General features: G+C 43.9%; 13 protein-coding genes. All 13 read right to left on the bottom strand.

Features of this window, described 5'->3' with window-relative positions; all coding sequences use genetic code 11:
- Positions 1-14: 14 nt before the first annotated feature.
- The 13 genes from DTOX_RS06075 to DTOX_RS06015 all read right to left on the bottom strand — a co-directional run bounded on the left by DTOX_RS06075 (position 15) and on the right by DTOX_RS06015 (position 11,993).
- A complete protein-coding gene (locus DTOX_RS06075) occupies positions 15-446 on the bottom strand; it encodes a secondary thiamine-phosphate synthase enzyme YjbQ (protein ID WP_015756858.1) in 432 nt (143 codons plus the stop codon).
- Between the two features lie 15 nt (positions 447-461).
- A complete protein-coding gene (locus DTOX_RS06070; RefSeq protein WP_015756857.1) occupies positions 462-1,109 on the bottom strand; it encodes a redox-sensing transcriptional repressor Rex in 648 nt (215 codons plus the stop codon).
- A 233-nt stretch (positions 1,110-1,342) separates the two neighbouring features.
- Positions 1,343-1,990: a cyclase family protein gene (locus tag DTOX_RS06065; RefSeq protein WP_015756856.1), complete on the bottom strand. Its 648-nt coding sequence runs from the start codon at positions 1,988-1,990 to the stop codon at positions 1,343-1,345.
- 94 nt (positions 1,991-2,084) lie between these two features.
- Positions 2,085-3,377, bottom strand: coding sequence for a glutamate-1-semialdehyde 2,1-aminomutase (gene hemL, locus DTOX_RS06060; RefSeq protein ID WP_015756855.1), 1,293 nt, complete (start codon positions 3,375-3,377; stop codon positions 2,085-2,087).
- Between the two features lie 32 nt (positions 3,378-3,409).
- Positions 3,410-3,877, bottom strand: a complete 468-nt coding sequence (gene ahbB / locus DTOX_RS06055; protein WP_015756854.1) for a siroheme decarboxylase subunit beta — start codon at positions 3,875-3,877, stop codon at positions 3,410-3,412.
- A 3-nt stretch (positions 3,878-3,880) separates the two neighbouring features.
- A complete protein-coding gene (gene ahbA, locus DTOX_RS06050) occupies positions 3,881-4,348 on the bottom strand; it encodes a siroheme decarboxylase subunit alpha (protein WP_015756853.1) in 468 nt (155 codons plus the stop codon).
- 1 nt (position 4,349) lies between these two features.
- A complete protein-coding gene (nirJ2, locus tag DTOX_RS06045; protein WP_015756852.1) occupies positions 4,350-5,342 on the bottom strand; it encodes a putative heme d1 biosynthesis radical SAM protein NirJ2 in 993 nt (330 codons plus the stop codon).
- Between the two features lie 3 nt (positions 5,343-5,345).
- Positions 5,346-6,323 (bottom strand): porphobilinogen synthase, encoded by a 978-nt coding sequence (gene hemB / locus DTOX_RS06040; RefSeq protein ID WP_015756851.1) that lies wholly within the window; start codon positions 6,321-6,323, stop codon positions 5,346-5,348.
- On the bottom strand, positions 6,323-7,513 hold the full coding sequence (gene nirJ1, locus DTOX_RS06035) for a putative heme d1 biosynthesis radical SAM protein NirJ1 (protein ID WP_015756850.1): 1,191 nt from the start codon (positions 7,511-7,513) through the stop codon (positions 6,323-6,325). The genes hemB and nirJ1 overlap by 1 nt, the downstream gene beginning before the upstream one ends.
- A 45-nt stretch (positions 7,514-7,558) precedes the next feature.
- Positions 7,559-9,076: a uroporphyrinogen-III C-methyltransferase gene (gene cobA / locus DTOX_RS06030; RefSeq protein ID WP_015756849.1), complete on the bottom strand. Its 1,518-nt coding sequence runs from the start codon at positions 9,074-9,076 to the stop codon at positions 7,559-7,561.
- Complete coding sequence (gene hemC / locus DTOX_RS06025) at positions 9,076-10,008, bottom strand: hydroxymethylbilane synthase (RefSeq protein ID WP_042316804.1); 933 nt, start codon at positions 10,006-10,008, stop codon at positions 9,076-9,078. The genes cobA and hemC overlap by 1 nt, the downstream gene beginning before the upstream one ends.
- Complete coding sequence (gene hemA / locus DTOX_RS06020) at positions 9,974-11,368, bottom strand: glutamyl-tRNA reductase (protein ID WP_015756847.1); 1,395 nt, start codon at positions 11,366-11,368, stop codon at positions 9,974-9,976. The genes hemC and hemA overlap by 35 nt, the downstream gene beginning before the upstream one ends.
- Positions 11,343-11,993: a precorrin-2 dehydrogenase/sirohydrochlorin ferrochelatase family protein gene (locus tag DTOX_RS06015; RefSeq protein WP_042315462.1), complete on the bottom strand. Its 651-nt coding sequence runs from the start codon at positions 11,991-11,993 to the stop codon at positions 11,343-11,345. Before DTOX_RS06015 ends, hemA begins: the two co-directional genes overlap by 26 nt.

Genomic DNA, 11,993 nt, shown 5'->3' with positions numbered 1-11,993 from the left:
TATCTTTTTATTTGTTAATTTTGGCCTGTGATTTTTAATAAAATCTTGCGCTGGCGCGGGCCGTCAAATTCACAGAAATAAATACCTTGCCAGGAACCCAGGATAAGCCTGCCTCCGTAAATAAATACTGTCTGAGATGCCCCCATGAGACTGGCCTTAATATGAGCGGCTGAATTGCCTTCCAGATGACTGTAGTTATCGTTAAAGGGAATCACTTTATTTAATTCCCTGATCATATCCTTTACAACCGATGGATCTGCATGCTCATTAATTGTAATGCCGGCTGTTGTATGGGGCACAAATATGTAGCAAATGCCTTCACTAATAGTTTGTTCATTGATAATCGTATTGATCTGAGAAGTAATATCTAAAAACTGAATTTGCTGCGAGGTTTTAAGTTCCAGAACGTGCATACTACCCGTCTTTGCTGACTGGTCCTGCTGCAAAACCAAACCTCCTTCTTATATACTGCTATTTTTTTCCGATCTTAGCCCCAAATTAAAGGTAAGTATTTCCAGTTTAACCGAAAGATCGACATTACGCAACTCTATATGCTCAGGAACATTAATAGTTACAGGTGCGAAATTCAATATAGCTTCCAGCTTATTTTTCACCATTATATCGGCAGTCTCCTGCGCATTTCTAGAAGGTACTGCAATAACACCAATCCTGGCACTATACTTCTCAATAATTTCAGGCATTTTTTCCAGCGGGTAAACTTCTAAATCTTGAATTTGCTTACCGATTTTGCTTAAATCGTTATCAAAGACTCCGACTATAGTGAAACCTCTGGCATTAAAACCCTTGTGTGTACACAAGGCATAACCCAGATTTCCGGCACCGACCAGGATTAAGGACCAGTTATGATCAAGACCCAGTATTTTTTGGGTATAACGCATTAAATCTTTCACATTATAGCCTACTCCTCTGGTGCCAAACTCGCCAAAGTAAGCCAAATCCTTACGAACCTGGGCTGGGCTAACCCCAACACCTTCAGCTATATCTCCTGAAGAAACAGTTGTAATTCCTTTTCTGTCCAATCGTTCCAAAAATCTTGAGTACACTGACAGTCTGGTAACAGTTGCTTCCGGAACTCTTAAACTCTTCACCTCCAGCCCCTCCTCACTCTCTCTGTATATAGCTTCGACGTATCGTTATTCATTTCACAAAATCCTACATAGATATATATCATTTGTCGCAACCTATGTCAAACACACTTTTTCATCGATTGATGAAAAAATTAGGTTAGAATAAGAAGTAGCTTTGACATACTACAAATTCCTTCATGTTACAATTAATTAATTATAGTGCTATACTAATAAAAATATCCATCTATAAAGTATCACAGATCTCTTAATATTGCCCTCACCGGTGAACCGTCAGCGTTAACCAAATTAAGAGGCAAGCAGATAAGCTCATAACAAGCAGGCTTGATCTGGCTTAAATCTATACCTTCCAATATGATTATTCCTTTACTTAGCAAAGTTTTATGCACTGCCAGGCTATCTACAGCATAATTTTCATCACTGCCAACAAAGGGATCAACAGAAAAATAATCAATACCAACCAGTATTAATCCTACTTCGGCTATATACCCCGCTGCTTCCGGAGATAAACAGGTATAATCCGGGCAAAATTTATCCCTGGGTAAAAATGAATTATCGGTTTTAAATAATACCCTATCACCTGCTTTTAAAGGTAAATTTTGCAGATGACTTACCTCAATCCGCCGCAATTTCAGAAACTCATATACTGTTACCGGCCCAATAAGAACTTCTAAAGGGATTCTGTCTATTCCCTGTGCATGACTGAAAAGATGCTTGGGAGCATCTATATGAGTAGCCGTATGCGTGCTTAAGGTTATCTCTGATATATTTATCAAATCACTTTTATTTATATCCGATACCCGCCTGACGGTAACCGGCGGATCCCCCGGATAAATAACTGTATCCTCACACACAGGTAAAGATATGTCATATATTTTTTTCATAATTTCACCCTGGCTGAAGACATATGTAAATCCAAAAACACGCAACACCCATTCTTAAGCATTAACCTCATAGTTACTTTGCATGAAGAAACCTCTAAATTGCTGTTCTGAAGGCCTTACTGGCTGCTTCAACAGTTTTGGCTATGTCCTCTTCACTATGGACTAATGACATAAAGGCAGCTTCAAATTGTGACGGGGCCAAATAAATTCCTTCCTGCAGCATAGCCCTAAAGAATTTAGCATACTTGCCGGTATCCGCTGTTGCCGCGGTAGCATAGTCAGTTACCTTTTGATCCGTAAAAAAGCCGCAAAGCATGGAACCTACCCTGTTGAAGTTTACCCTGGCGCCGCAATCCGCAGCGGCTTCGGCCAAACCGGCAGCTAAAGCAGCTGACTTTTTTTCCAGCATTTCATAAACACCCGGCCTCTGCAACACCCTCAACGTTGCTATACCGGCAGTAACTGCCAGTGGATTACCGGAAAGTGTACCGGCTTGATAAACCGGACCTGCCGGTGATATCATCTCCATGATTTGCTTTTTCCCGCCATAAGCGCCTACCGGTAAGCCACCGCCAATAACCTTGCCAAAACAAGTCAAATCAGGTTCAATGCCATAAAGAGACTGCGCACCCCCGTAAGCCACCCTAAAACCAGTCATAACCTCATCAAAAATTAAAAGACTGCCATAAGACATAGTTATATCCCTAAGGCTCTCCAAAAAACCCGGCTGTGGAGATACGACTCCCATATTTCCGGCAACCGGTTCAACAATTACTGCAGCAATATTTTTTCCTTCCAGAGCAAATATCTCTTTTAGCATATCTGTATTATTAAAAGCAGCCGTTATGGTATTAGCGGCGGTGTTAGCGGGTACCCCGGGACTTGTAGGCACGCCCAGAGTCAAAGCTCCGGAACCTGCTTTAATCAGCAGGAAGTCAGCATGACCGTGATAGCTGCCTTCAAATTTAACAATCTTATCTCTGCCTGTGTAGCCGCGGGCCAGGCGCAAGGCACTCATGGTAGCCTCAGTGCCGGAATTGACCATGCGCACCATTTCCACTGAAGGAACAGCCTCTATAATCATTTTTGCCAGCTCTGTTTCTAATTCTGTAGGCGCTCCATAGCTGGTGCCCGACTCGAGATAATCACGCAGCGCGTTAATGACTTCCGGGTGACGGTGTCCCAGAATTAGAGGGCCCCAGGAGCCAACATAGTCTATATAGATATTCCCGTCTGCATCAGTTATTTTTGAGCCATTGCCTCGCTCTATAAAGGGTGGATCTAAATTAACTGATTTAAAAGCTCTTACGGGGCTGTTCACTCCACCGGGAATATATTTCTTTGCATCTTCAAACATAGCTTTTGATTTGTCAAAACCTTTGTGCATGGGATCACCGGCCTTTAAAGATTATTAATCTATTAAACAAAATACTTCATAGTACTTTTCTTCAATTCCGCCGTACTGAACAATAACTTATATTTTTTTATACCGGTAGCTTGAGAGAGCCTTTCAGCTATTTTTTGACAAGCTGCTTCATCCTGCCCGTGAACCATAGTAAATAAGTTATACGGCCAGTCGGCATAAACCGGTCTTTGATAACAATGGCTTACTTCCGCAAAATCGGACATAGTCTGACCTGCCTGCAATACTTGCTCTCCGGGCACTTCCCAGACAATCATGGCATTAGCAACATAACCCAAATCCTGGTGACGTACAGCCGCGCCAAGACGACGGAGCAAACCTCGCTCCAGAAACTCTTTAATTTTTTCCATTAGCTCAGTTTCACTCATACCCAATCGACCGGACAGCTCTAAGTAGGGCTGGCTGACCAGAGGCAAACCCTTTTGCAATTCCCGCACGATTTGTTTTTCTAACTCTGTAAGCATAATTCACACCTCAGTGTCAAAATTCACCTTTATCTTAAAAATATTCTCGGCGGGCAGAACGATTAATTGTTTAATAGCGGTAACATCTTTAATTTCCAACAATATTTCCTGAATCCGCTCTTTAGATTCCGCCAGCAAGGTAAACCACATATTATATTTATGTTCTCTCAAATAATTATGAGTAATCCCGGGATAGGAGTTAATGACCGCCGCTACTTCATCAATCCTATCCTCAGGCACCTGCATAGCACATAAGGTACCGGTATAACCTAAACTGCGGGAATCAAATATACCGCCCAGACGACGGATTACACCTATTTTTTGCAGGCGCTCAATACGGTTAATTATATCGGCTTCCGAGGTAGCCAGCTTTTCAGCCAATTCCCGATATGGCCTGGTTGTAATAGGAAAACCGGTTTGAATAATATTGAGCAATTTTTTATCCAATTGATCGAGTTTTTCTAAATCCATGTTAATAGCCCTTTCGTCCGTGATAAAGGCACCAGGGTTCTTCCGCCATATAGTCACCATGGTAAAAGTAAGCTCTGGCCCTGCACCCGCCGCATACCCTTTTATATTCACAGACGCCGCATCCGCCGCTGTATTCCATAGTTCTTAACTTTTTCAAGACCTCATTGTTGTGCCAAATTTCACTAAATGGAGTTTCTCTAACATTGCCAAGAGGTAAGTTAAGATAGGCACAGGGCTGAACATCACCCTTGGGACTGATTATGCAATAGCCGGTTCCGGCCAGACAGCCTCGCTGAAAACGAAGTTTAAGTCCCATCTGTCCTGCTATGCGCATAAACTGAGGAGCACAGGTAGGCTTTAGCTCAATATTAACCTCCTGCTGCTTTTTCATAATTCTGTGCAGCAGTTTCTCGTATTGTTCTGCTTTCAGGGACTCTGCTTCTATATTGACTGCACGACCGGTAGGCACCATAAAAAATATATGGTGCGCGACAGCTCCCTCGTTCACAGCAAAATCAGTGAGAGTCTCTACCTGATCATAATTCCAATCCATAACGGTGGTGTGGATTTGAAAAGGCAACCCGGCAGCACGGCAATTTCTCATTCCTTCTACGGCAGATTCCCAGGCTCCCGGAGTTGCCCTAAACCGGTCATGTTCAGCCTGTTTTATACTGTCCAGACTGATACCCATGCCCAAGGCACCGCAAGCCTTTAGTTTTTCGGCTGTTTCCCCGGTAATCAGGGAACCGTTGGTGCCGAAAACAGGACGCAGACCTTGAGAAGCAGCATATTCTACCAATTCAAATATATCCGGGCGCATTAGCGGCTCACCGCCGCTAAAAATCATTATCTTAAAACCAGCTTTTACTATCTCATCAATCAGGCTCTTACCTTCAGTTGTATTCAATTCTTCTTCAACTGCCGCGCCGGCGTCGCGGTAGCAGTGCTTACAGTACATATTACAAGCATTAGTGGTATTCCAAGAGACCAGCATTGGCTACCCCTCCTTTAACCACCTCGCTGCATCTTTAGCGTGATAGGTGATAATAATATCTGCTCCGGCCCGCTTTAGACCGGTCAGCGTTTCCAGCACAATTTTTTTCTCATCAATCCAGCCTTTTTCAGCTGCAGCTTTAACCATAGAATACTCGCCGCTGACATTATAGGCAGCCAAAGGATAAGGAAACTCATCTTTAACCCTGCGTATGATATCCATATATGCCAGGGCAGGCTTTACCATTACTATGTCAGCCCCTTCTTCAATATCAAGTGCAGTTTCACGGATAGCTTCAAGAGCATTGGCCGGGTCCATTTGGTAAGTTTTACGATCGCCGAACTGAGGAGCAGAACCGGCGGCTTCTCTAAAAGGCCCGTAATAGGCAGAAGCGTACTTAGCGGAATAAGCCATAATAGGAATATGGCAATACCCCGAATCATCGAGAGACCTACGGATAGCTGCCACCCTGCCGTCCATCATATCGGAGGGTGCCACGATGTCAGCACCGGCACGGGCATGAGAGACAGCTGTACGGGCCAGTAATTCCAGTGTCGGGTCGTTTAAAATCCGGCCGTTTTGAATAATGCCGCAATGGCCGTGATCCGTATATTCGCAGAGACAGACATCTGTGACAACCAACAAATCAGGGTATGACCGCTTGATAGCCCGGACAGCCTGCTGAACAATTCCCTCCTCAGCATAAGCCCCGCTGCCTGAGGCATCTTTGATTTCCGGTACACCAAAGAGAATTACCGCAGGTATGCCCAGTTCAACGACCTCTTTAATTTCTTCCAGAAGCATATCAATAGAAAAATTATATACCCCCGGCATAGCTCCCACAGGCCTTTTTATGCCCTGCCCATAAGTTGCAAAGAGTGGGTATATTAAGTCTGCTGAATGAATCCGGTTTTCCCTCACCAAACCGCGTATACCGTCTGAAGCCCGCAAGCGTCGAAAACGTGTAATCGGAAAAGACATTAAATGCTCCCCCCAGATTTTAAACCTATTTCCTCATCTGATAAATAGCAGGCCGGATCAGATGCCCAGAAATCCCCTGTAACAGCCTCTGCCCTTGCCCGGAAATTACCATTGCAAACCTGCAGCCAACGGCAGCCGGCACAGCGCCCTTTAAGCAGCGGCTTGCGATCCTTCAACCCAGCCAGCACCGGTTGGCTCATATCAGTCCAGATATCCCCGAATTTGCGTTCACGCACACTGCCAAAACTGTGATTCTGAGTAAATTGGTCAGGATGCACATAACCATGCCAGTCCACTTCTCCTATTGCAATACCTGTACGGTTGCCACCATTTCGCTGCAGCAATTCCATAACTTTTTCAGCCCTGTCAGGGTCTTTTTCTAAAAGCCTCAAATATATATAGACTGCATCTGCATGATTGTCTACTGTAAGGATTTCTTTCTCCAGTCCTCTTCTTTTAAAATCAAGGGCTCTTTCCATAATTAAATCAAGAGCAGCCCTGGTTTGCAGGTGGGATATATCCTGATCAATCATTTCCTCCCCGCGCCCGGAATAAACCAGATGATAAAAGCATACCCTTGGTATATTTTCTCTCTCAATTAAATCAAAAATATCGTTTAACTCCAGGTAATTATGTTTATTAATTGTAAAACGCAGGCCTACTTTTTGGCCTACCGCCAAACAATTTCTGATACCCTTGAGAGCAGCCTCATAGGCCCCGCTCCTGCCTCGAAACCGGTCATTATTTTCACCTATGCCATCCAAGCTGATGCCTACATAGCCTACCCCTATATCCTTTATTTTTTGAGCAACGTCTCCGGTAATCAAGGTTCCATTGGTAGATATGGTACAGCGTATACCTAAATCACTCGCACAGGCGGCTAATTCAAAAAAGTCTTTGCGAATTAAAGGTTCACCACCGGAAAATAGAATCACCGGTACTTTGAACTCGGCTAAATCTTTGATAAAATTTTTGGCCTCAGCTGTAGTGAGCTCGCCCTCATATTTTTTATTATCAGAATTTGAATAGCAATGAATGCATTTTAGATTGCAGGTACGTGTTATATTCCAGACTACCACCGGCCCGTGCCCCGCCGCAGCCCCGTGTATTTGTCCCCGTGAACCACTGCTGTAGCGCAGGCTGTCTCCAAAGTTTTCCGAATCGCATAAAAGCTTAGTTATACTGATCATCTGCAGCCCACACTTTCTACATGGTATTTTGGAGTTTATGATCAACTACTGAAAATATGCTAATAATTCCTGCACAAGACCGTTAATAGTATATTCTTTTGCTTCAATATCTATATTAAGACCCATCTCAACGGCGGTTTGTGAAGTAACCGGGCCAATACTGGCCAGTACTACACCATTTAACAGCTCAACCCGGTTTTCTTTACCCAGCAAATCCACAAAGTTACGCACTGTTGAAGAACTGGTAAAGGTCACTGCGTCGATTTCTTTATCCACCAGCATCTGTTTAAGCAATTCCGAGCTGCTGCTGCCCTGCAGAGTTCTATAGGCAACTACCTCCGTTACGTCTGCCTTCAATTCTCTCAGTGCTTCCGGCAAAACCTTTCTTGCTATATCCGCTCTGGCCAGCAGTACTTTTGTGCCGGGAGAGACCTTATCTTTCAGGCCTTCTATAATCTGTTCGGCTCGGTACTCGCCGGGAACATAGTCCACCAGCAGGCCGTATTGCTCTAGCGATTCTTTTGTTTTCGGCCCAATAGCACAAAGCCGGATACCTTTTAATTCCCGGATGTCTTTTTTATGTTGCTTAAGCCTATCCATGTAATATTTTACGCCATTAACACTTGTAAATATTAACCAATCAAATTGCACTATATTTTCAATAGAAGAGTCCATGGCTGTATAATCTTCCGGCTCCTCAATTTTTATGGCGGGAAATTCCCATGATTCACCACCTAAAGCCTCAATCGCCTCAGACAGTACGCTGGCTTGCTCCCTGGAACGTGTAACCACAATTCGTTTCCCGAACAACGGTTTATTTTCAAACCAGGCCAGCTTTTCCCTGAGTTTGACTACCTCACCTACTATGATTATGGCCGGGTTTTTAAAATCATCCTGTTTGGCCAGGTCTGCTATATCCTCCAGTGTTCCTGTCAAAGTACGTTGTTCCGGTCTGGTACCCCAGCGAATCAGTGCAACAGGTGTCGAAGCCGGTCTGCCCGCTCCCATAAGCCTGTCCGTAATTTTAGGCAGATTACCCATGCCCATTAAGAAAACCAATGTGCCGGCAGCAGTAGCAATTTTATCCCAGGCAATACTGGAATCCTCTTTTGCAGGATCTTCATTGCCGGTGATAATGGCCAGAGTTGAAGTACAATCTCTATGTGTAACCGGTATGCCGGCATAAGCAGGAACAGCTATAGCTGAAGTAATACCGGGAACAACTTCAAACGGAATACTGTTTTGCACCAGAACCTCCGCTTCTTCCCCTCCCCGTCCAAAAACAAAGGGGTCGCCCCCTTTTAAGCGGGCTACCACCAGTCCTTGTGCTGCCTTTTTCACCAGCAGCTGATTAATTTCCTCTTGTCTCAAAGTATGCCGGTCGGGTGATTTGCCTACATAAATCATTTCCGCGTGTGGAGCTGCATAACCCAACAGCCTGGAACCGGCCAGGCGATCATAAACTACCACATCAGCTTTTTTTATACATTCCACGCCTCTAACTGTGATTAACTTGGGATCTCCAGGCCCGGCACCGATTAAATAAACAATACCTTTTTTCATTAACAATTCTCCTGTCGTACAGCCCGCAATATTTCCCTGCCGCCTTTTTTCAACAGGCTCTCCGCCAGCTTAACTCCAATCTTGGCAGCTTCATTAACAGGCCCGGCTATAACATCACGAACCAGATGCTTGCCATCTAAACTGGCAATCAAACCTTCGAATTTAATTTCATTACCGATTACCAGGCCATATGCCCCGATTGGCACCTGACAGCCGCCTTCTAATCTTTTCAGAAAATTTCTTTCAGCACTAACAGCGATCCTAGACGGTCTGTGCTCTATAGTTTCCACAATATCCATAATTTCCTCATCTAAATGACGAATTTCAATGCCTATGGAACCCTGACCCACTGCGGGCAAACATATTTCCATAGGAATCCGCTCTGTGATTCTATCCTTCAAACCAAGTCTCTGAATCCCGGCATAAGCCAGTACAACACCATCCAGCTTTTCTTCATCCATTTTTCTTAAACGGGTATTCAGGTTGCCTCTGATATTAACTATTCTTAAATCCTGCCTGTAGTGAAGCAGTTGGGCTGTACGTCTCAAACTACTGGTACCAATAACAGCTCCTTCAGGCAACTTATCCAGAACATAACCCTGTGATGATACCAAAACGTCACCCGGATATTCCCTTTCACAAACTGCGCCTACAGCAAGCCCGCCAGGAAGATCTGTGGGCAGATCCTTCATGCTATGAACCGCTAAATCAATTTCATCACTCAGTAACGCCACTTCCAGCTCTTTAGTAAAAAGACCCTTATCGCCTATTTTGGCCAGGGCCACATCAAGAATATTATCACCATGGGTTTTAATACCCTGAATGCGAAAACTATAACCGGGGTTACGCTCACGCAATCTGTCCACAACCCAGTTAGCCTGCCAGAGAGCCAGTTGACTATCCCTGGTTCCGACTACAATTTCTCTCATTATTGATATCCTCCCGTAAAAAATCGCAATTAATATCACTTGCTGCAGCAGCTAACATTTGATTAGAAGGCCAGATATTATTTTCAGAACGCTTGCCTTCAACATTCAGGCTAAATAGATTTTGTAGAATTTCCGCATATAAATGTCCCTGAGGAGTAACAGCATAGGCCTTCAACTGGGTAACCGGCTCATGCAGAATCTGACTGACAATAGCTCCGGCTAAAGTGTTGATTATTTTCTTATCATGTTCCGATAACTTACCCAAGCGGTTAAAAGCTTTTTGTAATTCACTTTCTTTAATCGCTTCAGTTTTATTTTTAAGAGCAATAATAGTAGGCACCACAAACTGCGTAGACAACCATTTCATAAATTCATCCAGCTTGTCCTCAATTATTTCTTCTGCAGCTACAGCTGCCAGTTTTCGCTCAGCCAAATTGCTGTCCACTACATTTTGCAAATCATCCACGTCATACAAGGTAACGCCGGGTAAATTAGCAATATTCGGGTCAATGTCGCGGGGAACTGCAATATCAATAATAAAAATTTTTTGTTCGATCCGCTTTTCCATTACTGAGCGAAACTGATTCAACTTGACCACATAATGAGAAGCTGCTGTACAACTTATTACAATATCAGCCATAGTCATATATTTGTATAATTCGGTAAAGTTAACGGCCTGCCCGTTAAACTGCCTGGCTAAACTAATAGCCCTCTCATAAGAACGGTTTGATACCACAACACCTGACACACCGTTAGCCACCAGATGCTTAACAGTCAATTCACTCATCTTTCCGGCGCCGATAACCAGGACAGACTTACCGTTCAGACTACCCATACTCTGCTTGGCTAATTCAACCGCTGCATAACTGATAGACACAGCATGACGATCAATACCTGTTTCGCTGCGCACCTTTTTGCCAACAGCCAGAGCCTGCTGAAAAAGGGTGTTAATTACCCGGTTGGTTGAGCCCTGTTTACGTGATAATTCATAAGCATCCTTAATTTGTCCCAAAATTTGAGTTTCCCCTAATATCATAGAATCCAAGCCGGATGACACCCTGAACAAATGTCGAACAGTATCATAAAGACTATGTGAATAAGTATAATTTTTAATTTCAGAAATATCTACACCCGAGCGGTTGGATAAAAATCTCCAGATATCATACAAGCCATCATTAAGCTCCATTGTGGCCGCATATATCTCAGTGCGGTTGCAAGTTGAAACTATTACACACCCGCTAATAGCCGGAAGCGCATTGAGCTTTATCAAAGCTTCTTTAATAGCACCTTCAGAAAAAGACAGCCTCTCTCTTATTTCAACCGGAGCTGTCCTGTGATTAACCCCTACTACGATAATAAGCATCCTTGACCAGCTCCTTTGCCCGGTCATATTGACCTTCCCTTAATAATTGCATTAAATCCCCGTCTGCCATTTGCTTTAATATCTGTGCCTTCTGCTGTTCATCGGCGATTTCATTAATTACCTTGCTGCGCAGTTCACCGACAAGTTCAACTAATTCACTATACTCCGGCGGGTATAAGCCTTCCAATTCCTCCCGTATACGCCGGGCAAACATAGGACTCTTACCGTCAGTAGAGACAGCTATACTTAAAGAACCGCGGCGTACCTGAGCCGGCACAAAAAAATTTCCACTTAGCGGATCATCTACCACATTAACCAAGATGTTTCGTTCAAAACAGTCTTTGGCCACCTTTTGATTAACCTGATCACTGTTTGTAGCTCCTATAACAAGAAAAACACCTTGCAGGTCGTCAGTATCGTATTCTCCCTGCCTGTACACCAAGTGCCCGGCAGCAACCAGATTCTCAAGTCTTTCTGTCAGCTCAGGACTGACCACAGTAACCCTGGCACTGCATTCAAGCAGAGAAATAATTTTTCTTTCGGCTACCCGTCCACCACCTATAACCAGACACTTTTTACCACATAACCGCACAGATATCGGATAACACTTATCCAATAATACCAT

The sequence above is a fragment of the Desulfofarcimen acetoxidans DSM 771 genome (genome assembly GCF_000024205.1).
GTDB classification, from domain to species: domain Bacteria; phylum Bacillota; class Desulfotomaculia; order Desulfotomaculales; family Desulfofarciminaceae; genus Desulfofarcimen; species Desulfofarcimen acetoxidans.
The sequence above is the reverse complement of the archived record's forward strand: the minus strand, read 5'-3'. Positions and strand labels throughout refer to the sequence as shown.

What these genes read in the sequence shown, in the direction of transcription:
- DTOX_RS06065 (WP_015756856.1), bottom strand. Translation starts at nt 1,990, where the DNA reads ATGAAAAAAATATATGACATATCTTTACCTGTGTGTGAGGATACAGTT.
- hemL (WP_015756855.1), bottom strand. Translation starts at nt 3,377, where the DNA reads ATGCACAAAGGTTTTGACAAATCAAAAGCTATGTTTGAAGATGCAAAG.
- ahbB (WP_015756854.1), bottom strand. Translation starts at nt 3,877, where the DNA reads ATGCTTACAGAGTTAGAAAAACAAATCGTGCGGGAATTGCAAAAGGGT.
- ahbA (WP_015756853.1), bottom strand. Translation starts at nt 4,348, where the DNA reads ATGGATTTAGAAAAACTCGATCAATTGGATAAAAAATTGCTCAATATT.
- nirJ2 (WP_015756852.1), bottom strand. Translation starts at nt 5,342, where the DNA reads ATGCTGGTCTCTTGGAATACCACTAATGCTTGTAATATGTACTGTAAG.
- hemB (WP_015756851.1), bottom strand. Translation starts at nt 6,323, where the DNA reads ATGTCTTTTCCGATTACACGTTTTCGACGCTTGCGGGCTTCAGACGGT.
- nirJ1 (WP_015756850.1), bottom strand. Translation starts at nt 7,513, where the DNA reads ATGATCAGTATAACTAAGCTTTTATGCGATTCGGAAAACTTTGGAGAC.
- cobA (WP_015756849.1), bottom strand. Translation starts at nt 9,076, where the DNA reads ATGAAAAAAGGTATTGTTTATTTAATCGGTGCCGGGCCTGGAGATCCC.
- hemA (WP_015756847.1), bottom strand. Translation starts at nt 11,368, where the DNA reads ATGCTTATTATCGTAGTAGGGGTTAATCACAGGACAGCTCCGGTTGAA.
- DTOX_RS06015 (WP_042315462.1), bottom strand. Translation starts at nt 11,993, where the DNA reads ATGGTATTATTGGATAAGTGTTATCCGATATCTGTGCGGTTATGTGGT.